The organism is Hyphomicrobium sp. (assembly GCF_041659645.1).
Taxonomy (GTDB): Bacteria; Pseudomonadota; Alphaproteobacteria; order Rhizobiales; family Hyphomicrobiaceae; genus Hyphomicrobium_B.
The window spans coordinates 196,495-218,864 of record NZ_JBAZXX010000004.1; the positions used below are offsets into that span (position 1 = coordinate 196,495).

Sequence of the window (22,370 nt, forward strand, 5' to 3'; positions counted from 1 at the left end):
TTGTTCCTCGTCACCGGTGCAGCCACATGCGCAGCGCCGACAAAAGTTGCTCAGTATCGACGGGCTTTGCAAGGTAATCAGACGCGCCGGCCTCAAGACATTTCTCCCGGTCGCCCTTCATCGCCTTCGCGGTGAGCGCAATGATCGGCAGACGCTGATTTTTCTCGCTGGCCCGAATTTTCTGCATTGTCTGATATCCGTCCATGTCCGGCATCATGATGTCCATCAACACGATCGAGACGTCGGTCTCGTTCAGCGTCTCGATGGCCTCAAGACCGGTCGTCGCCGTCAGGACTTCCATCCCGCGCCGCTCGAGAAGGCTGCTCAAGGCGAAGATGTTTCGCGCGTCGTCGTCAACGAGCAAGACTTTCCTGCCGATCAGATAATCGTCGGTGTCGTGTAGCCGCGACAGCAGCTCCTGCTTCTCCGCCGGCAACTCAGTGACCACGCGATGCAGGAAAAGTGCTGTCTCATCCAAAAGGCGCTCAGGAGATTCAACTCCTTTCACGACGACCGTCCGAGCATATTGCCGGATCAGCAGGTTTTCATCGCTCGAAAGCTCCCGGCCCGTGAATACGATCACCGGAATATCGCGCATCGTGTCCTGTCGGCTCATATGTTCGAGAATCTCAAAGCCCGACATATCCGGCAATTTCAGATCCAGGACGACGCAATCGATGCTCTCGAGCTGGAGCATGTTGATCGCCGACTGGCCATCGACCGCCATTAAAATCTCGACGTCACCCTCCTTAAGGAGCGTGGAAATGCTGAGGCGCTCGGCCTGATCATCTTCGATGATCAGCAGCCTCTTCGTCGTTGATGCCGAGAACGCGCCAATCTTGCGCAACGCCTCTTTGAGCTGACGAGACTCCAATGGCTTTGTCAGAAACGAATAGGCCCCGCGCGCCAGCCCGTGGTGGCGGTCATCGTCGAGCGTCAAGACCTGAACTGGGATGTGGCGGGTGAGGGGGTTATGCTTCAACTGGCTGAGCACCGACCAGCCCAGAACGTCGGGCAGGTGAATGTCGAGTGAGATCGCCGTCGGATTATAATCCGTCGCGAGCGTCATCGCATCGATGCCGCGCTGGCAGACGATGCTCTTGAAGCCCGTTTCGCGCGCGGCATCGAGTAGGATGCGCGCAAAATTGGCGTCGTCCTCGATGATGAGCAGCACTTGATCCCCGGCGGCGATGTTGTCGCGATCGTCTTCGATCGCTAACGGCAGCAGCCCGGGATGGGGAAGTGCAATCGATGGCGACGTGGCTGCATCGGATTTCGCACGAACTTCGCCCGCCAGCGACGCATATCGCAACGGAACATAAAGCGTGAAAACGCTCCCGACGTTGGGTTCGCTGGTCAATTGGATCTCGCCGCCGAGCAGATGCGCAAGCTCACGGCTGATCGCGAGACCAAGACCCGTGCCGCCGTATTTCCGGCTGGTACTGGCATCCGCCTGCTGGAACGCTTCGAAGATGAGCTTTTGCTTGTCGGATGGAATGCCGATGCCTGAATCTTGCACCTCGAAGGCGACGATTGTCTGCGCAGTCGACAGGATTGGATGATCCGCGCTCCATTTGCCGGTTGCCTGCTTGACCGTCAACCGGACGTTACCCTCGCGCGTGAACTTGAAAGCGTTCGAGAGCAGGTTTTTCAAGACCTGCTGCAAGCGCTTCGAGTCCGTGAAGATCGTCTTGCCGAGATCCGCGTCGAACGTCACCTGGAAGTCGAGGCCACGCCGCTCGGCTTCATGCCGGAATGGCCGAGCAACGGCTTCGATGAGCCCACCGAACGCGACTTCCTCGGCGTCGACCGAAACCGTGCCGGATTCGATCTTCGAAAGATCGAGAATGTCACTGATCAGGTTTAAGAGGTCGGTGCCGGCGCCATGGATCGTGCGCGCAAACTCCACCTGCTTGTCCGTGAGATTGCGATCCGGATTGTCGCCGAGCTGCTGGCCGAGGATCAGAATGCTGTTTAGTGGCGTCCGCAATTCGTGGGACATGTTCGCAAGGAATTCCGACTTGTAGCGCGACGTTAGCGCGAGTTCGGCGGCCTTTTCCTCGACCGCGCGCCGGGCCTGATCGATTTCCTCGTTCTTGCGTTCGACTTCGACGTTGCGCTCGGCGAGCTGTTGAGCCTTTTGCGCCAGCTCCTCGTTGGTCTTCTGCATCGCTTTCTGCTGATCCTGAAGCTCGGCCGCGAGCTTCTGCGACTGCATCAGAAGACTTTCCGTCTGCATCGTCGCCTCGATGCTGTTCAAGACGACGCCGATGCTGACCGATAGCTGTTCGAGGAACGTCAGCTCAGCCGGCTCGAAGTTCTGCAGCGAGCTAAGTGAGATGACGGCTTTGAGACGGTCCTCGAACGTGATCGGATGGACGATGACGCTGCGCGGCGGCGCTTTGAACACAACAGCGTCGATGTTCGCGGTCGGTTGCGGAATGTCGGTCAAAACACGCCGCTGCTTTTCGACCGCGCACTGTCCAATGAGACTTGAGCCCAGCTCAAGCCGCTCCGGATAGCGCGCATCGGTGTCGCCTGCGTAACTCGCAAGCAGCTTGAGTTCGCTACTCGCCGCATCGAACTGATAGATGACGCCCTGATGCGCATCGATGAGCGGGACAAGTTCCGACAACAGTTTTTGCGAAACCGTCATGACGTCCCGCTGGCCCTGCAACATACTGGTGAAGCGCGCGAGGTTGGTCTTCAGCCAGTCTTGCTCGGTATTGAGCTGCGTCGTGAGACGCAGGTTGCCGATCATCGTATTGATATAGTCCTTCAGTTCCGCGACTTCGCCGCGCGCTTCGACCTGAATGGTGCGCGAAAGGTCGCCGCGAGCAACCGCCGTCGTGACTTCGGCGATAGCGCGCACCTGCGTCGTGAGGTTGGCGGCGAGCAGGTTGACGTTGCCGGTCAAGTCTTTCCAGGTTCCCGCCGTGCCCGGCACGTTGGCCTGACCGCCGAGACGTCCCTCGACGCCGACTTCGCGCGCCACCGTTGTCACCTGATCGGCGAACAGCGCGAGCGTTTCGGTCATGTCGTTGATCGTTTCGGCGAGCGCCGCGACTTCACCCTTCGATTTCACGGTCAGTTTCGGTTTGAGGTCGCCGTTGGCGACGGCCGTCACGACCTTGACGATGCCGCGCACCTGCTCGGTGAGGTTCGCCGCCATGACGTTCACGGTGTCGGTCAAATCTTTCCATGTACCGGCGACCCCGGGCACGGCGGCCTGACCGCCGAGGCGACCCTCGGTGCCGACTTCGCGGGCGACGCGCGTGACCTCGGACGCGAAAGCGTTGAGCTGATCGACCATCGTATTAATGGTTGTTTTCAGGTCCAGAATTTCGCCTTTGACGTCCACAGTAATTTTTCGCGAAAGGTCGCCGCGCGCGACCGCAGTCGTGACTTCGGCGATGTTTCGAACTTGCGTCGTCAAGTTTGCGGCCAGCAGGTTGACGTTGTCGGTCAAGTCTTTCCACGTACCGCCGACGCCGGGCACGACGGCCTGACCGCCAAGACGTCCCTCTGTGCCGACCTCGCGCGCAACGCGCGTCACCTCGGCCGCGAACGATCGCAGCTGTTCGACCATCGTGTTCAGCGTTTCCTTGAGCAGCAGGATCTCGCCGCGCACGTCGACGGTGATCTTCTTCGACAAGTCGCCGCTCGCGATAGCCGTCGCGACCTCGGCGATGTTGCGAACCTGTGCCGTCAGATTTCCGGCCATGAAGTTCACGTTGTCGGTCAAGTCTTTCCACGTACCGGCGACGCCCGGCACGGCGGCCTGACCGCCGAGCTTGCCTTCGGTACCGACTTCGCGGGCAACGCGCGTGACTTCGGATGCGAAGGCGTTGAGCTGATCGACCATCGTGTTGATGGTGTTCTTGAGTTCGAGAATTTCGCCTTTGACGTCGACGGTGATCTTGCGCGAAAGGTCGCCGCTGGCGACGGCGGTGGTCACTTCGGCGATGTTGCGAACCTGCGCCGTGAGGTTCGAGGCCATCGAGTTGACGTTGTCGGTCAAATCTTTCCACGTACCGGCGACGCCCGGCACCTGCGCCTGACCGCCGAGCTTGCCGTCGGTGCCGACCTCGCGCGCAACGCGAGTCACTTCGGATGCGAAGGCGTTGAGCTGATCGACCATCGTGTTGATGGTGTTCTTGAGTTCGAGAATCTCGCCTTTGACGTCGACGTCGATCTTCTTCGACAAGTCGCCGCTCGCGATTGCCGTCGAAACGTCGGCGATGTTGCGGACCTGAGTCGTGAGGTTCGAGGCCATCGAGTTGACGCTATCGGTCAAGTCTTTCCACGTACCGGCGACGCCCGACACCTGCGCTTGGCCGCCGAGCTTGCCTTCGGTGCCGACCTCACGTGCAACGCGCGTCACTTCACCGGCAAAACCGTTGAGCTGATCGACCATCGTGTTGATGGTCTCTTTGAGCTGCAGAATTTCACCGGACACGTTGACCGTGACCTTCTTCGACAAGTCGCCGCGCGCGATGGCGGTCGCGACTTCGGCGATATTGCGGACCTGCCCCGTCAGGTTGCCGGCCATCGAGTTGACGTTGTCGGTCAAGTCTTTCCACGTACCGGCGACGCCGGGCACCGCGGCCTGACCGCCGAGGCGGCCCTCGGTGCCGACTTCACGCGCCACGCGCGTCACTTCGGACGCGAAGGCGTTGAGCTGATCGACCATCGTGTTGATGGTGTTCTTGAGTTCGAGAATTTCGCCTTTGACGTCCACCGTAATTTTTCGAGAAAGGTCGCCGCGCGCGACCGCTGTCGTGACTTCGGCGATGTTGCGGACCTGCGTCGTGAGATTCGCCGCCAGCAGGTTGACGTTGTCGGTTAAATCCTTCCATGTACCGCCGACGCCGGGAACGACGGCTTGGCCGCCGAGGCGCCCTTCGGTGCCAACCTCGCGGGCGACGCGCGTCACTTCGGCTGCAAACGATCGCAGCTGTTCCACCATCGTGTTGATGGCTTCCTTGAGCTGCAAAATCTCGCCGCGCACGTCGACGGTGATCTTCTTCGACAAGTCGCCGTTGGCGACCGCAATCGTCACGTCCGCAATATTTCGAACCTGTGCCGTGAGGTTCGACGCCATCAAGTTGACGCTCTCGGTGAGATCCTTCCAGACCCCCGTGACTTCGCGGATTTGTGCCTGCCCGCCAAGCTTGCCTTCGATGCCGACTTCGCGGGCGACACGCGTCACTTCCGACGTGAAGACCGAAAGCTGCTTGATCATCGTGTTGACGATCGTGGCGGACCGCAGGAATTCGCCCTTGAGCGGACGGCCGTCGACGTCGAGCCGCATCGGTTGCAGCAGGTTACCCTGCGCCACGGCTTCAATCGAGCGCGTAACTTCGGTCGTGGGTTGCAGTAGATCGTCGATGAGGGAGTTGACGGATTGTTCCATCTCGCCCCAAGCCCCGAGAGCAAGGCCGAGGGTCACGCGCTGATTGGTCAATCCATCCTTACCAACCGTCTGGCCGACGCGCTGAAGCTGATTGGCCATGCGCTGGTTTGTACTAATAATGTCATTGATCGTGTCGGCGATCTTGCCGGGAAGTCCGTCCCAGTCGCCCCGCATCCTGACGCTGAAGTCGCCCGCTTTAACCGCCTGGAGGGTCTGGAGCATCTCGACGAGCACGCCGCCCGGACCCGAAGGAAGTCGTTCGGACCCAACAGCGCTGATCTGCTCCGACATAAAAAACTCCCCTCACGACTTGCTGTAACCCCGTCCAACGCCTGAGACCGGCAATTTGTTCCATAGGGATTTGATCGCCACAGGCAGAGCGGAAATCAACAGCGGCGAATTGTGTGCCGCACCTCGCCACAACCTCAAAACAGAACGAACAAGGTGGCTAAAGATTGGCCTACCGCAAGCTCGAAATCATAGGCCGGTTCAACGACTGGATGAGCTTTTGACGGTGTCTTCATCGCCATCGGGCGAAGTGCTTGCGGGCTGACCCGTCATTTCTTCGAGCAACCGGCTGCGGGCGCGGTTAACACGGCTTTTCATCGTGCCAACGGCGCATCCGCAAACGCGCGCGGCGTCCTCGTAAGAGAAACCCTCCGCCGTGATCAACAGCAGCGCCTCGCGATGGTCGGGAGAAAGGCGCATCAGCGATTTCTGCATATCGTCGAATTCGAGGTGGGTGAGCTGCGTCGGCGGAACGCTGGCGTTCATCGCCGCATGATCCTCGTCCAGTTCCTCGCGCTGCGATTTGCGGTAATATGTGAAATAAGTGTTCCGCAGGATGGTGAACAACCAAGCTCTGAGATTTGAATCCGGGACAAACGAGTTCTTGTGGGTCCAGGCTTTGAGCAGCGTTTCCTGTACGAGATCATTGGAAAGCTGTGCATCGCCGCTCAGCGAATGTGCGAAGGCTCTAAGATTTGGGATAGCCTCGATCAAGGCGTCCCCGAAGCTTTTGGCTTCCGTCACTTCGGCGGCTCCTTCGCCTCAAGTTTGCGAATGAGTTCGAGGAGATCCTCCGGAACTGGCTCTTGGGCGATGATGTCGTACATGGCGCGCATGCGCTGGCCGATGAGCTGGGCCGCGAAGCCGGGAAGCTGTGGAAGCGGAGCTTTAGCGGCTTCGAGCTCAGGCTGGCGCTCCGGTTCCGGAAATTCGCCGTCCGTCCGTTTGTAATCCTCCGGTGCGTCGAGGCGGTGCTGCATGATTGATCTGAAACCTTTGAAGAGTTCGACCGGCCCCGATTGGGACAAACTCCTATAGCATCGTCCGGACGGGGGCTCATCTCGCGAACGTTGCGCGAGAGATTTTGTTCCGGGCGGGAACCGTTTAATCCACATCAGCGTTGTCGTAACGGTACAGAACGGCCATCGCGGAAATTTCGCGGGCTACGTTTATTGCCCGCTGGGGGATGAGTGTGCTTCGTCCGGCTTGGCTTGGGAGATGCAAAGCTATGTCAATTGCGCAGACAATTCGTGTGCATTTGCCTTATCTGCGGCGGTTCGCGCGCACGTTGACGGGCGCGCAGCAGACCGGCGACGCCTACGTCGCGACGCTGCTGGAAGGCCTCATATCGACACCGTCCGACTTCCCCACGTACATGTCGCCACGGACAGCGCTCTATCACGCGTTTCTAAAGGTTTGGAATTCCGTTCGCCTCGATTCGAACGACGGCGACGATGCCACCAGTTCTCTCCTCGCTGCACAACGCAGAATCAATTCGATCAGCTCGCTGCCGCGTCAGGCTTTCTTGCTTGTCGCGGTCGAGGGGTTCACATCGGCCGAAACCGCCGCGATTCTTGAGGTCGACGAGCAGGACGTTGAGAAGCTGCTCGAAGTCGCCGGCCAGGAAATCGCCCATCAGGTCGCGACCAACGTCCTCATCATCGAGGACGAATTGCTGATCGCGATGGACCTTGAGACCATTGTCACCAGTCTCGGCCATTCTGTTCAGGAAGTCGCGACCACGAAGAGCGAAGCGTTGTCGGCGGTCAAGCGCAAGAAGCCGGGATTGATCCTGGCCGACGTTAAGCTCGCGGACGGCAGCAGCGGTCTAGAGGCCGCGAAGGAGATCGTCGCGGAAGGCGAGGTCCCGATTATCTTCATCACGGCCTATCCGGAAAAGGTCCTGACGGGAGAACGGCCGGAGCCCACATTTTTGATCTCGAAGCCGTTCCAGCGCGACACCGTCATGGCGATCATCAGTCAAGCGCTCTTTTTCGATACCAAGGCCCATCCGCGGATTGCAGCGGCATAACGAACGCGATCTTTCCCCATAAACGTGCTGAATATACAAGCCGAGCTGACCGGCGTCCGGTCAAATTTTCCCATTGTAATAAAGTAACGCGCTTGTGAAGTTGGCCGCGCCCGCTTTTTTCGTAAGAGCGTAGAAGCTGACAAGAACAATGGGAGTGAAGCGCAATGAAATTCGCACAGGGTCTCGCGATCGCCGGAGCGGTCGCCGGTGCGCTCGGGGTTACATCCTTCGCCGACGCGGCAAGCCTCGCCGTCGGCAAGAAGCTTGAGCTTAAGGTTGACCCTAAGAAAATGAGCGAGGAACGCACCCGGCTCTGGGCCAAGTTTGGCGGCTGGTGCGCGATCAAGGATTGGCATCCGGCCATTGCGAGCTGCGAGGAGAGCACCGAGGGCGACGCCAAGATCCGCGTCTTAACGCTGAAGGACGGCGGCAAGATCAAGGAAAAGCTTCTCGACGTGAAGCCAAACTTCTACCGTTACGAAATCCTCGAAAGCCCGCTGCCCGTCAAAAATTATCAGGCCCAGTTTGCGCTGACGCCCGACGATGACGACGAGGACGAGATCAACTTCGCTTGGTCGGCCGTCTTCGATCCCGCTGACGGCAAGACCGACACCGACGCTCGCGGCGTCATCGACGGCATCTTCAAGGCCGGGCTCGACAACATCAAAGCCACCGCTGGCGCCAAGCCCGACAACGATGACGACAAGAAGTAACCACGTCGAAAGCTGAGGTCTGAAAGGCGCCGTGCAAACCGGCGCCTTTTTTATTATGACCCAAAAATCGAAGTCACGCCTTCAGCGTTTCGATCGCAAGCCGGATGAGATCGGCGGTGCGATCGACGCCGAGCTTCACCTTCATTTGCGTGCAGATATTGGCGACCGTCTTGTACGCGATCCCGAGGTTTTCCGAGATCGCCGTCATGCTCTTGCCCTGTCCGAGCATGCGCAGGATCTCGACTTCGCGGATGGACAGCGACTGTAGCGGATCGTCCGACGAAATCTGGCTCACCGCGATCCGTGATGCCAGATCGCGGTCGATATACTGCTCCCCCGCCCGCGCCTTGCGAATGGCGGTGATCAATTCCTCAACCGGTGCGCTCTTGCTGACATAGCCGCGTGCCCCGCCGCGAAGCGCACGGACGGCGTAGATCGGCTCATGATGCATGCTGAAAACGACGACGCGCGCGCTGCTGTCCGCCGCCAATATGCGCCTCAGAACTTCCAGGCCGCCGGCACCCTCAAGATTTAGGTCGAGCACCACGACATCCGGGTGCTCTTGCGCGTAGATGGCGAGTGCATCGTCGATCCCCGCCGTTTCCAGGACGTTCGCTTCGAAATGCGCGACAAACAGCTTCCGCAACCCTTCGCGCACGACACCGTGATCATCAACGATAAGAATTTTCATGCCGCGCTCGTGGTCAATGCTTGTGGATTATCTTTTTTGCTCCGAGCCGAAGGCAGCGGAATTTCAACGATCAGCATGACACCTTTCCCCCCTTCGCGATCAGCGATGCGCAGCCGCCCATTGAGCAAGGCCACCCGCTCCCGCATTCCTGCAAGCCCAAATCCGCGCGTTCCCTTTGCCACGATACCGGAGCCGTCGTCTGAAACAACGACGCGCAGCATGTCGTCAGGCGCTTGCCGCGCAGTAAGTCCAATCGCCGACGGCTGTCCGTGCCGCACGGCATTGCTCGTGCCTTCCTGTAAGATTCGGAACGCGGCTTCTTCGATGCCTGCTGGAAATCGCGCGTCTTCGATATCCATCGTAAAGACGATGTTCGGCCGCCGCGCTTTCCAGAACGCCACAAGCTGTTCGACTGCGATGATCAACCCCTGGTCGATCAACAGCGTCGGCCTCAGGCGGCTCAAAATCCCTCGCAAATGCACCTGCATGTGCTGCACCGATTGGCGGATGGCCTTGCTTCGCTCGACGATTTCGCTTGAAGCATCGCGCGACACCAGAAGCGGGATCGCCTGTGCATCGACATCGGCGGCGAATAGAAACGGCCCGATCTCGTCGTGGAGATCGCGCGAGATTTCGGATCGCTCTTCTTCCTGGACGGTGGAGAGTTGTTCGTTGAGGCGTTGGTTGTGCTGTTCGGCCGTCCGTAGCCGCTCGGCCATTTGATTGAAGGCTCGGTAAATAGGCTTCAGATCTTCCGGGCCGGCTTCCGCGACATGCGCCGTATAATCGCCGTCACCCACGCGTTCGAGCGCCGACGAAAGTTGTTCGAGCGGCCGCAGCGCACGGCCAACCGTCGCGTAGATGAGTGCGAGCACAATGGCGCAGAAGCTCGAAACGATCAGAAACTTGAGCTTCAGATCCTCCCAGACTTCGCTCACCTCGTTGTGGGGATCGGCGTGAATTTCGATCGCTCCGAGGCTCTTTGCGTCTGCTGGAAATGCGAAAGTCCGCGAACGAGGCGCCCCCGCGAGCAGGCCATAGAGCCAATGCGGAGGAGGATCCGCCGGTTTTTGGAGGCGTGAGGTGCTTTCTAGTGATCCGCCGGGACCGACGAGGCTCGCAACGATATGCCGGTCTCCGTCAAACGACGAAATGATCCGCTGCGCCTGCGCGCTGGCGTCGGCGCTCGAGGTGATGGTGGCAAGTGCGTCGCTGACGGCGCTGCTCGCAACTTCCATCGCCGACGACATTTCGAGATCGATCTTGCGCAGCCCATGCCAATAGGTGAGCACGCCTCCGCCGATGAGGCAGAGAGCCAGGACAAGCGCCACAAGCGCGAGAAGTCGGCGTCTCAATGGCATTCGTGCAGCGATGCAAGATCTTGTAACATTGTAACTCATTGGCGCACGGCGGGTTGCACGTCAAGCAAAGCCGGAAAGAAAAGTCCCAGTATTCGCCGCTGGCAAAGAACCTGCATTAATCGCTCGTAAACGATGATCGAATGCAGGAGCGTGCCATTCCATGACACCGTATTTCCGTTCCTACGTCGCGAACTTCAATCGTATACGCCTGTTGGAATTGATCGATTATCGCGAACTGTCTCGGCCAGACCGGGAAGTGCGCAGATCGTTTATTCATACCGCTCCAGAGCAACAAATTCACGAGGCGGATTGGACAATGACGATCGGTCAGCACGCAGCGCGCCAGCGTTAATGACGCCCTGCTACGATCCGGACAGAGATAATTCCCGTTTGCGATGGGAAAGTTTCCTGACTGCGGGGCATCGGCAACTCAATCGCAATCTCGAACAATCGAACGAGGCGTAAGCGCACTCTTCCCTCTCGCGCAAAGAACGCTCTCCCCCTTGCAATGCCTCCGCACGCAAAAGGGCCATCAGGAGGCGAAAATGTCTCGCATTTTTTCAACTCAATTAAGCACTTGCTAACTTCGTCGGACGCTTACTCAGGCATCGCTATTCCCCCCTGATTGAGCGCCAGTTATGCCGCCGCGTACGTCCGCATCGACCGAAGACATTCAATCGCCGGCAGTTTCCGACACAGTGAAGCGGAACGCCCGGCCGCTCCTCCTCGTGAGCGCCCTCATCGGCATCGTGACGTTCGCTGCTCTGTCGCTGATCGCGCCGCATGACCAAAGCGAGGCGGCGCGAGCCGCGGCCGTCAACAGCGTTTCGAGTTATCTGCCAACCAAGAAGATCGAGCTCTCTGCGCTCGCGGGCATTGCCGCGCTGATGTTCGGGTTGGCTTGGGTCATCGCGGGGACGGCGTTACGAGGCACGCCGGCCCGGATTTCAGCCAATCGCGCGTCGGCGATGGCGAAGCGCGCCGAGCCCGTGTTGGTCGAGGTCGCGGCCGAACCTCTCGTTAGAGACATGGTGGAGGACGAGGTGGGGTATTTACCTCCAACCGCTGAAATGTCGAATTCTACTCCGACATCGGAGGCCATCTCGGAGCCACCCCGGAGAGAAGCCGCGTCGGAAGATCCGACCTTCGCCGAAATCGACAAACTCGCAGCGCGTCTCAAGTCACAGAGACCACCGGGCGGCGGTCATCGTACGCTCATCACCTCTGAAGCCGCAGCCGTTGTTCCGTACCAGGAAGCGCTGGAACTTTCGAAAGCGCTCGCCGAAAGCGGCGTCCAGACCATCCTTATCGATTGGAGCCCAAGCGGCGACGGTTTCGCTCGCACCGTTGGGCTCGATAACGGCGCCGGATGGAACGATCTCTTGAGTGGCGGCGCCCGCTTCGACGACATCATTCAGCGCCTACCCGGAACCCGCGCACAAGCCATCGCCAGCGGCGAGGCACTCCACGGTGTCCACTCGACGATCGACGCCGACCTTCTGAATTTGGCGCTCGATGCTCTCGATGAAGTCTACGACCACATTGTCGTCACTGGCCGCTACGACGAGGCGCGCAATCTTTTTGAATGTATTGAAGGCCGTTTCGACGCCGGCATCATGGTCGTATCGAGTGGTGACAGTCGAAGGCCGTCGAATAACGCCAGCGCCTTCCTCGGTTTCGAAGTCGCCGACATCGATATCCTTCGTTACCAACGGCGCGAACCGGCTGCTTCGCCTGTCATGGCGCAACGCATAGCGCTCGCCACGCGGCCGCGCGAACCGGTCGCTCAAGGCGCGTAAGCTTGCCAGGCCAATTCTCGCAAGAAGCAATCAGGCGTCGGGACGCTGCATCCAACTGATGAGCAAGCCGGCCGGTAGGACCCAGAGCAGTCCGGCGACCACGTAATAAGCGAGTTCGGCAAACTTGCCGACGTTGCGGACCTGCAGGACAACGGCCACCGCGACAGCCAGAACTGCATAGATGCCCACCAGCACAAGCAGAGCGATGGTGCCCAAAAGCTTTCTTTTGCGCTGCGTCATTCGCCTGAAGAACCGCCCAAATCCGCGAGAATATCCGCCCGCGCCGCATGGGCGCATTGTCCCTGATATACGAAAGCGTATCACACGCGACATAGAACGGCACGAGGATATGCCCCGCCGATGACCATGACGCAAATTTCCGGTAATCGAAACGCGACGGCCTCGGACGACGCCGAAAGCGGCACGCGCGCCATATCGTTGTGGCTCTGGCTGGTGGCTTTGCTGGTTATCGCGATGGTCGTCGTCGGTGGCGCGACCCGGCTGACCGAAAGCGGTCTCTCGATTACGGAGTGGCAGCCTCTCCTCGGTGCGATCCCGCCGCTCAGCGAAGCCGATTGGATGTCGGCGTTCGACAAGTATAAGCAGATCCCCCAGTACGCGGCCATCCATGACGGCATGTCGCTCGGCGACTTCAAATTCATCTATTATTGGGAATGGAGCCACCGGCTGCTCGGCCGCGCCATCGGCATCATTTTCGCGGTTCCTTTCTTGTATTTTTGGTGGACCAGCAAGCTGAAGCGCGGCACCGGAATGAAGTTTCTCGGCATCCTGGCGCTCGGCGGCCTTCAAGGCTTCATCGGCTGGTACATGGTGAGTTCCGGACTCAGCGACCGCATCGAAGTTAGCCAGTATCGTCTGGCCCTACATCTGACGGCGGCCATCATGATCCTTGGCCTGCTTGTCTGGGCGGCGCTCGAAGAATGGCCCGGCCAACCGCGCATCACCGGAGAGGTGGCCACACCGTTGGTCAAGCGCATGGCCGCGATCATTGTGGCGGCCGTTCTGATGCAGGTCGTGCTCGGAGCTTTCGTCGCGGGCCTCAGAGCCGGCTATATTTACAATACGTGGCCCTCGATGAACGGCCAGTTCGTGCCGAGCGACTATTGGATCAAGCCTGCGTACCTGAGCTTCTTTGAAAGCCACGCGGCAACACAGTTCAATCACCGCATGATGGCCTACCTCGTCGCGGCCCTCGCGTTCGTTCAAATCTGGCTGACGACACAGACACCGGTCGACGATCGCATCCGCTTGACGTCCCAGTGGCTCGGCGCCGCGATTGTCGTCCAGATCGCGTTGGGCATCGCCACGCTGCTGACGCAGGTGCGCCTTGACCTGGGGCTTCTGCACCAGGGAGGCGGCGCGCTCGTCTTCGTGATGGCCGTGATTCATCTGCACGCAACACGCCGCGCCGGTATCGTGCCGCGCGATGACTTCGCTAGTCGAGGCCGAGCATCAGCTTGATGTTCTGCACGGCGGCGCCAGCCGCACCTTTGCCGAGATTATCGAGGCGCGCGACGAGCACGGCTTGGTTCAACGCCGCTTTGCCGAAGACGTAAAGCTCGAGCTTATCGGTGCCGTTCAGCGCTTCGGCTTCGAGACGGCTCATCCCCACCGAAGGCTCCGGAATGACGCTCACGAATTCGCTGCCCCGATAGTGCTCATTAAGCACGCGCTCGATATCGCGCAGGCAAGGCTTTCCCGACAGCATATCGAGATGCAACGGCACGGATACGAGCATCCCCTGCCGGAAGTTTCCGACGCTCGGCACGAAGATCGGCCGCCGCGTCAGCCCCGAATATGTCTGCAGCTCAGGTACATGTTTGTGTTCGAGGCCGAGGCCGTAAAGCTCGAACGACGGCCCCGTCCCCGCGTCATAGGCTTCGATCATCGACCGTCCGCCGCCCGAATAACCGGAGACGGCATTGACCGTGATGGGGTAGTCGGGCTCGATGATGCCTGCGTCCACGAGTGGCCGGAGAAGCGCTATCCCGCCGGTCGGATAACAACCCGGATTGGCGACGCGCGACGCGGCCCTGATGACGTCGGCGTGCCCGGGCGTCATTTCGGCGAAGCCGTAAACCCATCCGTCGGCAACGCGATGCGCCGTCGAGGCGTCGACGATCTTCGGCGCTTTCGCGCCAAGCTCATCGGCAAGCGCCACGGTCTCGCGCGCCGCATCGTCCGGCAGACAAAGTACGACGAGATCGACGTCGCGGAGCATTTGTGCGCGCGCGACGCGGTCTTTCCGCTTGGCGGGGTCGATGCTTTTGACGTCGATGCTCTCGACGCCGGCCAGCCGCTCGCGGATCTCGAGGCCGGTCGTCCCGGCCTCGCCATCTATAAAAACCCGAGCGAGCTTCGTTTTTGCTGCCGTCGTCGTCATCTCAACCACCGAAGCCAAGCCGATGCTTGATGCCTTGCCAGATCGATTCCGAACAGCCGATGCCATAGTTCACGCAGGCGATCCTGTGGCTGTCGCGGTAGATCATATCGAGCGCAACATAGAGAATAATCGCGAGCCCGACCCATGCAATCCACGGATAGCGGGCAAGTAGCTTCGCAATATAGGTTGAGGCGGCCGCCATCAAGATGATCGCGATCGCGAGCCCGATAATGAGAACCAGCGTCGATTCACCGGCCGCGCCAGCGACGGCGAGCACGTTGTCCAGCGACATCGACAGGTCGGCGAGAATGATCGTCCAAAGAGCGCCCCAGAATGTTGTCTGGTTTGGGTGAGGGGCGTTCGATGCGAGGCTCTTCTCTACCTCTTCCATCGAATGCGTGTCGGCCTCGACGATCTGCTTGTACATTTTCCAGCAGACGAAGAGCAGCAGAATGCCGCCCGCGAACGTCAGTCCGATTACCTGCAGCATCTGCTGTGCGACGCTCGAGAAGATAATCCGGAGAATGACGGCGCCGAGAATGCCCCAGAAGATCACCTTCGTGCGCATCGACTTCTCGACGCGCGATGCCGCCATGCCGACAACGATCGCGTTATCGCCAGCGAGCGTCAGGTCGATCATCAAGATGTTGAACAGCGCCACGGCGTGCGTCCGCCACCAATGCGGCGATATCAGGTAGCCGATATCGGTAACGAGCACCGTCCAAAGCTCGTGAATGCCGTTTAGCATCGAGTCCATTATCTCTCCGACCCCCCGGTCATAAAGGCTGTGCCGCAAACGGCGTAAAACCAGTTGCTATGTGGCATCGCAGTGGCGACGCGGCAACCCTTCCGCAACAGAAAAGCAAACAGCCCGCCAAGGTGGCGGGCTGTGCTTTCGTCTGACCTTGTCCGCTCGGCTTAGCGCTTCGAGAACTGGAACGACTTGCGGGCCTTGACCTTGCCGTACTTCTTGCGTTCGACGACGCGGCTATCGCGCGTCAGGAAGCCCTGCTTCTTCAGCACACCGCGCAGTTCCGGCTCATAATAGGTGAGAGCCTTCGAGATGCCATGACGCACCGCGCCCGCCTGACCCGAAAGACCGCCGCCTGCGACGGTAATACGAATGTCGTACTGCGTCGCGCGGTTCGCGAGGTTGAGCGGCTGCTGCAAAAGCATCTGCAGAACCGGGCGTGCGAAGTAGACCTTGAAGTCTTTCGTGTTGACCGTGATGAGGCCCTTGCCCGGCTTCAGCCAGACGCGAGCGACGGCGTTCTTCCGCTTGCCGGTGGCGTAGGCGCGGCCAAGCTTGTCGAGCTTCTGCGTGCGAACCGGCGCAGCCTCAGGCTCGGAACCTTTGACGACTGCGAGATCGGCGAGGGTCTTTGTTTCGGTAACCATGGATCTTAGGCCCTCACGTTCTTGCGGTTGAGCTTCGCGATATCGAGCTTTTCCGGATTCTGCGCTTCATGGGGATGTGCATCGCCCTTGTAGACGCGAAGGTTGCGCATCAGCTGGCGATGGAGAGGTCCACGCGCGAGCATACGCTCGACGGCCTTCTCGACGATCCGTTCCGGATGCTTGCTGTCGAGGATCTGACGCGGTGTCCGCTCCTTGATGCCGCCCGGATAGCCGCTGTGCCGGTAGTAGATCTTGTCTTCGCGCTTGGCGCCGGTGAAGACGATCTTTTCAGCGTTGATGACGACGATATTGTCACCGCAATCGACGTGCGGCGTGTAGATCGGCTTGTGCTTGCCCTTAAGGCGCGTCGCGATGAGAGCGGCGAGGCGGCCGACAACGAGCCCTTCGGCGTCGATGAGGACCCACTTCTTCTCCACCGTGGCCGGTTTGGCGACATAGGTAGGCATTATAATGAAGCTCCTTGGCGGATGGCTGCGCAGGCGCGATGAATGCCGCGCGCGGCGTTCCGAGAAGCGGCGTGGATACTCGAAAGCATAGCTCGTTTGCAAGGACAATTTTCTCGCGCGGAGATATTTCATATAAATCAGATAGTTATGCGTATACGGTATTATGATACCTCTTGTGGTAATTAGGTACCGCAAGACTCCTCCGCCCAATTCGCCGCTTCTTTGTTCATTGGCGGTGCAGGGAGCATGCATTACACCCAGGCTGATCTTCTCGCGCCACACCGCTGCGAAAATCAAAAAGCGGAGAAGCGGAAGCTTTCTCGATGCCTCACGGAGGGCGTATGAGGTCCCGAGACAACAATTCCGCGCCATGCGGGAAGCGGTATCTGGAGGAACACGATGTCGGTCTCTCTGACCAAGACGGCGATGCGCGCGATCATCGGAGGGCTTGGTCTCGTCGCCGGCATCGCGCTGGCGAACGCGCAGGATGCGGCAGCTCCGCAAAATCCGCCGGCGGCGCAAGGACCTGCGGACGCGAGCGGTTCGGGTGCACCGTCCTCGGATGACGTGAAGCAGATCAAGCTGACCGACGACCAGGTCACGCACTTCATCGCCGCTCAGGCCGATCTCGCGGCCATCGCCAACAAGATCCAGGCTGCGGGCGACAAGCCCGATCCGGCGCTTCAGGCCGATCTTGAGGGGATCGCGACAAAGCACGGCTTCGGCAATTTCGCCGAGCTCGACGACGTCGCAGCGAATATCTCGATCGTTATGGCGGGCCTCGATTCCGGCACCGGCAACTTCGTCGATCCCGTCGACGCGCTGAAGAAAGAGCGCGAGGAGGTCCAGAAGGACTCGACGATCCCCGAAGCCGACAAGAAACAGCTTCTCGACGAACTGAACGAAGCGATCGGTACGACGCCGCGTCTCCAGTTCAAGGAGAACGTCGATATCGTGAAGGCGCATCGCGCCGAGATCGAGAAGGCGCTGCAATAGCCGACGCCGCTTCGCCGTCGCGTCGGACTTAAAGGGGCTCGAATGCAGGACCTTTCACCCGCCCCGGCGTCGTTGGTGCTGGCGGATATCGTCGAACCCGGAATTGGGCGATTGACGCTCAACCGCCCCGAGGCGCGCAATGCGCTGTCGCGCGCCGTCATTCATGCTCTGCACGCCGAAATCGAGCGCTTGGGAGCCGACTCCACCGTCGCGGCCATCGTTCTAGCGGCGAGCGGCAAAGTTTATTCGTCCGGGCACGACCTGAAGGAAATGACCGCCCGTCGCTCCGAAGCCGACGGCGGCGAAGGCTTCTTCCGCGAAACGATGGGCGCCTGCTCGGCCATGATGCGCGCTATCGTCGCCTGCCCGAAGCCCGTTATCGCGGCGGTCGAAGGACGCGCGACGGCGGCGGGCTGCCAACTCGTCGCGACGTGCGATCTGGCGGTGGCTTCCGAAACCGCCGACTTCGCGACACCGGGCGTGAACATCGGGCTGTTTTGTTCGACACCCATGGTAGCGCTCTCGCGCAATGTCCCGCGCAAACGCGCCATGGAGATGCTTTTGCTAGGCGAAGCGATGTCTGCCGCCGATGCTCTGAGCTACGGCCTCGTCAATCGCGTAGTGGCGTCCGGCGAAGTCATCAACGAAGCGCTGGGCATGGCGCGCATCATTGCCGCGAAATCGAAATCGACGGTTGCGATCGGCAAGGCGGCATTCTACCGCCAAGCCGAACTCTCCCTCGATGACGCGTATGCCTACGCCAGCGAAGTTATGGTGCGGAACATGATGACCGCCGACGCCGGAGAGGGCATTTGCGCCTTCGTCGAAAAGCGTCATCCCGAGTGGAAGGATAAGTAATTTTGACCATCGACGGTTTGGACGACGAGAACGTCCGCGCGATCCTCGCCCGCGTCAAAACATTTGCCGTGATCGGAGCTTCGCCAAAAGCGGAGCGTCCGAGCAATAGCGTGATGCAGTTTCTCATCGACGAGGGGTACGTGGTGAAGCCGGTCAATCCTGGCATCGCCGGCAAAACCATTCACGACCAGCCGGTCTATGCGACGCTGGCCGACGTTCCCCCGCCCGTCGATGTCGTCGACATCTTTCGCGACTCCGAGGCCGTTCCCGGAATCGTCCGTGAAGCGATCGCTCAAAAGGACCGGCTAGGCATAAGCACGATTTGGATGCAGCTTGGCGTTATAAATGAAGATGCCGCAGCCGAAGCCCGCGCCGCGGGGCTGACGGTCGTCATGGATCGCTGCCCGCATATCGAAATTCCTCGCCTTGCCTTCGGCTAAGGCCTTTTCCGGACTTATTCCGGTCTTGTCCGAAGCACCCCCGCGTCATCCTGACGTCCTAAATCTTCCCAAAGACTGTGCCCACTTAACCGTTCTGGCGGGTTTCTTTGTGCCGCGGTGTTCCCCAGGGGACATCTAAGATGTTGCCTGAGGGGCCAGACTTTGCGTTCCCACCGCAAATAAGGCATATGCCTTCTTGAGATCCCGGAGCGATTTAACGATGAAGTCGGGTGCTTTGACGTCCGTGAAAATGCCAGCCGATTGGTCGGTCGAGACTATTCTTCCGATCGACTTTCAGGGCCAAGAGTTGATGCTCGAAGCGCACGCCTATCGGGGCGAAAGCGAAGAAGAGCAGATTCTAGCGCTCATCCATCGCGACCCCGTTGCCGCGAACGGCTCGGCGATGGTTCCCGTGGTCCGCGTTCATTCCGGCTGCGTTACCGGCGATATCTTCCACTCGCTTCGCTGCGATTGTTATCAGCAACTCAAGGCCTCGCTGAAGATCATCAGCGAAGTGCCATATGGGGCTATCATCTACGTCCCCTACCATGAGGGCCGCGGCATCGGCCTCTTCAAGAAAATTCAGGCTTATGCGCTCCAGGATCAGGGCTTCGACACAGTTGAAGCCAATATCGAAGTCGGCGCCCCGATCGACAGCCGCGATTATGGATTGACGGCGCGAGTCCTGCGGGATCTCGGCATGCACGAAATCAAGCTGCTCTCGAACAACCCGGCGAAAGAACTGGCTTTGAAGCAGCATGGCATCCGCATCGCCGAGCGCCTGCCACTCATTTCCGAGCCGAATAAGTTCAATAAGCGCTATCTCGACACCAAGCGCGCGCGCATGGCGCACAAGCTTTAATACTCTTCTTCGTCTCCCTAGGGGGGCGGGGCGGCGTTTTCCGAGCGGATGTCTCGCTAGGCCACGGGCTCGCGCGGCTTTTCCGTTGTCTTCGGCACCGTGAAGCCGCCCTCGGCCACGAGGCGCGAAAACAGGCCGCCTTGCTCCGCAAGCTCGACGAACTGACCGTGCTCGACGACCTTTCCTTGATCCAACACGAAGATCTGATCGGCATCGGCGACGGTCGAAAGCCGATGCGCGATGACGAACGTCGTGCGCCCCGCGCGCAACGTATCGAGCGCCCGTTTGATCTTGGCTTCCGTCTCGGAATCGAGCGCGCTCGTCGCTTCGTCGAGAATGAGGATCGGCGCGTCCTTCAGGATGGCGCGCGCAATTGCGATGCGCTGACGCTCGCCGCCCGACAGCGACAAGCCCCGTTCGCCGATGACGAAATCATACCCGCCCGGCTTGCGCATGATGAAATCGTGCGCTTCGGCAAGGCGGCTCGCGTGCTCGACCTCAGCGTCGGTTGCATTCGGCTTGCCAATGCGGATGTTCTCGCCGATGGAACGGTTGAAAAGTCCGGCGTCCTGAAAAACGACGGCAATCGCATTTCTCAGCGACAGCAGCGTGGCGCGGGCAATATCCTGATTGTCGATCAGCACGCGTCCGGATTTGGGCTTCAGAAAGCGTTGCAGCAGACCGATGGTCGTCGATTTCCCGGAACCCGTCGGCCCGACGAACGCAATCGTTTCACCCGCTTTGGCTGTAAACGAGAGACCCGTGATGCCCTGTTGGCTTCCTTCGTAACGAAAGTTGACGTCGTCGAAGGTAACGGCACCCTCGACCGTCGCGAGTGGCTTGGCGCCCGGAGCATCGCTGACGGCGCCGCCTTCGTCCATCAACTCGAACAGCGCTGTGATGGTCGGTGCTTGCTGATCGATCCGGACCGCGAAGCCCGAAAGCTGATCGAGCTTCGAGATCAGCAACGATGCGAAGGCGACGAAACTAACGATCTGCCCGACAGTCAGTTCACCGCGTCCGACCAGAATGGCGCCTGCCGTAAAAATCACAACCATCGTCAGCGTCGCGGCCGAGCGCTGCATGACGGTCAGCACGCCCCACCACGTCAGGACCGGATATTGCGCCGTGAGAAGATCGTTCGCGAGCTTGCGCAAAGCGTCAGCCTCGGTCTTGAGCCGCGCGTAGCTTTGGACGACGGTTACGTTGCCGATGACATCGACGACGCGGCTCGACAACGCTGTTTCGTGCTCTTCGACGGCCGCCTGCCCAACTGCGGTCCGCTTAACGACAATGACATGCATCAGCGTGTAAGCGGCGGCGAGCGTAACAAGGATCGTCGCCATGCGGACATCCATGGCGAACGCCGTCGGCACCAGCAGGATGATGCCGAAGACCGTGGCCAACTGTTCGCGCATGACGCCGAGCCAAAGCCAGAACAGCGCGCTCATACCCGAAAGGATCGTTCGGATCGTTGCGCCCGATCCACGCGTGGCATGCGAGCTTTGCGGCAACGCAATCGTTTTCTCGAAGACGCTCGCGAGGTGCACCAGCTTCTGACGATGCGCAAGCCGGTCCGCATTGATGCCGACGATGACGCCCGCGACGATTCCAAAAAGCCCCAGGAGCGCCCAAAGACCGATATAGACGAACGCGCTCTCGCCCTTGCTCAGCGCATCGACGACGCGACCGAACAAAATGGGCTCTGCAAGCTGCGTTACCGCAATGACGACGCCAGCTGCCGCCAGTCCCATCGCGAGATATTTCTCGGAGGCAAGAAGAGCAAGGGAGCGCGTATAGATTGCGATAAGGCCAAGCGGCTTCGAGGTCATGTTGGGATGCTACGAGAGAATGAGGTGAGGGCATGGTGATGGCGATGATACGGAATTGTGCAGCGTGCGAAGCGGCGCTCGATGCCGGGCCTTATAGCATGCTAAGATATCATGACATCTGAGAAAAATATTTCAGGATCGATGTTCGAGCCGATCCTGCGCGCCCCGCCGGAACGCCCGTTCATCGTCGCGCAACTCGGCCAATCGCTGGATGGACGCATTGCGACCGTGAGCGGCGACTCGCGGTGGATTAATGGTCCGTTCGCGCTCGATCATCTCCATCTGCTTCGCGCCCATGTCGACGCCGTGATCGTCGGCATAGGCACGATCATCGCCGACGATCCCCAGCTCACCGTCCGCCGCGTCGAGGGTCCGCAACCTGTCCGGGTGATCATCGATCCCAACGGCCGACTTCCGGCATCGGCGCGCTGTCTCGGCGTCGGAGACAAGCCCTGCCTCATCGTGACGGATCGGGATCGTCCGGCACCGAGCGGCGCCGAAATGCTGATCGTGAAGTCATCAGCTCAGCGCTTGGCCCCGGCCGACATCGCGGAGGCCCTTTTCGAGCGCGGCCTCAAGAAGATTTTGGTGGAAGGCGGTGCGGCGACGGTCTCAAATTTCATCGCAGCAGAAGTGGTCGACCGCCTCCATATCCTTGTCGCACCGGTGATATTGGGCTCGGGTATTCACGGACTGTCGCTGCCGCCAATCGGCAAGCTGAGCGAAGCATTGCGACCGGAGACGTCGGTGCACATCCTTGACGGCGGTGACGTGCTGTTTGATTGTGACTTGAGGCACCAGCGGCGAGGCTAG

At 59.9% G+C, this 22,370-nt stretch carries 20 protein-coding genes; 9 read left to right on the forward strand and 11 right to left on the reverse strand.

Features of this window, described 5'->3' with window-relative positions:
• Positions 1-10 precede the first annotated feature (10 nt).
• The 3 genes from WC811_RS15285 to WC811_RS15295 all read right to left on the reverse strand — a co-directional run bounded on the left by WC811_RS15285 (position 11) and on the right by WC811_RS15295 (position 6,732).
• Positions 11-5,638, reverse strand: coding sequence for a HAMP domain-containing protein (locus WC811_RS15285; RefSeq protein ID WP_372646735.1), 5,628 nt, complete (start codon positions 5,636-5,638; stop codon positions 11-13).
• Between the two features lie 267 nt (positions 5,639-5,905).
• Positions 5,906-6,448 carry a sigma-70 family RNA polymerase sigma factor gene (locus tag WC811_RS15290; RefSeq protein ID WP_372646169.1) on the reverse strand — a complete coding sequence of 181 codons (543 nt, stop codon included), beginning with the start codon at positions 6,446-6,448 and terminating at the stop codon, positions 5,906-5,908.
• Entirely contained in the window at positions 6,445-6,732 is a 288-nt protein-coding gene (locus WC811_RS15295; RefSeq protein ID WP_372646171.1) for a NepR family anti-sigma factor, read from the reverse strand. The genes WC811_RS15290 and WC811_RS15295 overlap by 4 nt, the downstream gene beginning before the upstream one ends.
• 200 nt (positions 6,733-6,932) lie before the next feature.
• On the opposite strand from WC811_RS15295, the gene WC811_RS15300 reads away from it, so the two are divergent.
• Positions 6,933-7,736, forward strand: a complete 804-nt coding sequence (locus WC811_RS15300; RefSeq protein ID WP_372646173.1) for a response regulator — start codon at positions 6,933-6,935, stop codon at positions 7,734-7,736.
• A 164-nt stretch (positions 7,737-7,900) separates the two neighbouring features.
• Positions 7,901-8,449 (forward strand): SRPBCC family protein, encoded by a 549-nt coding sequence (locus tag WC811_RS15305; protein WP_372646175.1) that lies wholly within the window; start codon positions 7,901-7,903, stop codon positions 8,447-8,449.
• A gap of 73 nt (positions 8,450-8,522) precedes the next feature.
• On the opposite strand, the gene WC811_RS15310 is transcribed toward WC811_RS15305, so the two are convergent.
• A complete protein-coding gene (locus WC811_RS15310) occupies positions 8,523-9,140 on the reverse strand; it encodes a response regulator (protein WP_372646177.1) in 618 nt (205 codons plus the stop codon).
• The gene (locus tag WC811_RS15315) at positions 9,137-10,501 is read right to left on the reverse strand and encodes a HAMP domain-containing protein (protein WP_372646179.1); all 1,365 of its coding nucleotides are present in this window, start codon (positions 10,499-10,501) and stop codon (positions 9,137-9,139) included. Before WC811_RS15315 ends, WC811_RS15310 begins: the two co-directional genes overlap by 4 nt.
• A 638-nt stretch (positions 10,502-11,139) precedes the next feature.
• Here WC811_RS15315 and WC811_RS15320 point away from each other — a divergent pair.
• On the forward strand, positions 11,140-12,300 hold the full coding sequence (locus WC811_RS15320) for a hypothetical protein (RefSeq protein ID WP_372646181.1): 1,161 nt from the start codon (positions 11,140-11,142) through the stop codon (positions 12,298-12,300).
• 30 nt (positions 12,301-12,330) lie between these two features.
• On the opposite strand, the gene WC811_RS15325 is transcribed toward WC811_RS15320, so the two are convergent.
• On the reverse strand, positions 12,331-12,540 hold the full coding sequence (locus tag WC811_RS15325) for a DUF2842 domain-containing protein (protein ID WP_372646183.1): 210 nt from the start codon (positions 12,538-12,540) through the stop codon (positions 12,331-12,333).
• 120 nt (positions 12,541-12,660) lie between these two features.
• Between WC811_RS15325 and WC811_RS15330 the strand changes: the two genes are divergently transcribed.
• Positions 12,661-13,782: a COX15/CtaA family protein gene (locus WC811_RS15330; protein WP_372646185.1), complete on the forward strand. Its 1,122-nt coding sequence runs from the start codon at positions 12,661-12,663 to the stop codon at positions 13,780-13,782.
• Here the strand turns inward: WC811_RS15330 and argC are convergent.
• From argC to rplM, 4 genes are all read right to left on the reverse strand, one after another.
• Positions 13,757-14,704: an N-acetyl-gamma-glutamyl-phosphate reductase gene (gene argC, locus WC811_RS15335; protein WP_372646187.1), complete on the reverse strand. Its 948-nt coding sequence runs from the start codon at positions 14,702-14,704 to the stop codon at positions 13,757-13,759. The genes WC811_RS15330 and argC overlap by 26 nt on opposite strands.
• 1 nt (position 14,705) lies before the next feature.
• The gene (locus WC811_RS15340) at positions 14,706-15,461 is read right to left on the reverse strand and encodes a TerC family protein (RefSeq protein WP_372646189.1); all 756 of its coding nucleotides are present in this window, start codon (positions 15,459-15,461) and stop codon (positions 14,706-14,708) included.
• A 161-nt stretch (positions 15,462-15,622) separates the two neighbouring features.
• On the reverse strand, positions 15,623-16,102 hold the full coding sequence (gene rpsI, locus WC811_RS15345; RefSeq protein WP_372646191.1) for a 30S ribosomal protein S9: 480 nt from the start codon (positions 16,100-16,102) through the stop codon (positions 15,623-15,625).
• A gap of 5 nt (positions 16,103-16,107) precedes the next feature.
• Entirely contained in the window at positions 16,108-16,569 is a 462-nt protein-coding gene (rplM, locus tag WC811_RS15350) for a 50S ribosomal protein L13 (protein ID WP_372646193.1), read from the reverse strand.
• 399 nt (positions 16,570-16,968) lie between these two features.
• Here rplM and WC811_RS15355 point away from each other — a divergent pair, with 399 nt between their 5' ends.
• The 4 genes from WC811_RS15355 to WC811_RS15370 all read left to right on the forward strand — a co-directional run bounded on the left by WC811_RS15355 (position 16,969) and on the right by WC811_RS15370 (position 19,725).
• Positions 16,969-17,565, forward strand: a complete 597-nt coding sequence (locus WC811_RS15355) for a hypothetical protein (RefSeq protein ID WP_372646195.1) — start codon at positions 16,969-16,971, stop codon at positions 17,563-17,565.
• Positions 17,566-17,607: 42 nt separating this feature from the next.
• Positions 17,608-18,423, forward strand: coding sequence for an enoyl-CoA hydratase (locus WC811_RS15360; protein ID WP_372646197.1), 816 nt, complete (start codon positions 17,608-17,610; stop codon positions 18,421-18,423).
• Positions 18,424-18,425: 2 nt separating this feature from the next.
• Positions 18,426-18,863, forward strand: coding sequence for a CoA-binding protein (locus WC811_RS15365; RefSeq protein ID WP_372646199.1), 438 nt, complete (start codon positions 18,426-18,428; stop codon positions 18,861-18,863).
• Between the two features lie 220 nt (positions 18,864-19,083).
• Positions 19,084-19,725, forward strand: a complete 642-nt coding sequence (locus WC811_RS15370; protein ID WP_372646201.1) for a GTP cyclohydrolase II — start codon at positions 19,084-19,086, stop codon at positions 19,723-19,725.
• Positions 19,726-19,781: 56 nt separating this feature from the next.
• Here WC811_RS15370 and WC811_RS15375 read toward each other — a convergent pair whose 3' ends face one another.
• Positions 19,782-21,557 carry a glucan ABC transporter ATP-binding protein/ permease gene (locus WC811_RS15375; RefSeq protein WP_372646203.1) on the reverse strand — a complete coding sequence of 592 codons (1,776 nt, stop codon included), beginning with the start codon at positions 21,555-21,557 and terminating at the stop codon, positions 19,782-19,784.
• A gap of 111 nt (positions 21,558-21,668) precedes the next feature.
• On the opposite strand from WC811_RS15375, the gene WC811_RS15380 reads away from it, so the two are divergent.
• Positions 21,669-22,370, forward strand: coding sequence for a RibD family protein (locus WC811_RS15380; RefSeq protein ID WP_372646204.1), 702 nt, complete (start codon positions 21,669-21,671; stop codon positions 22,368-22,370).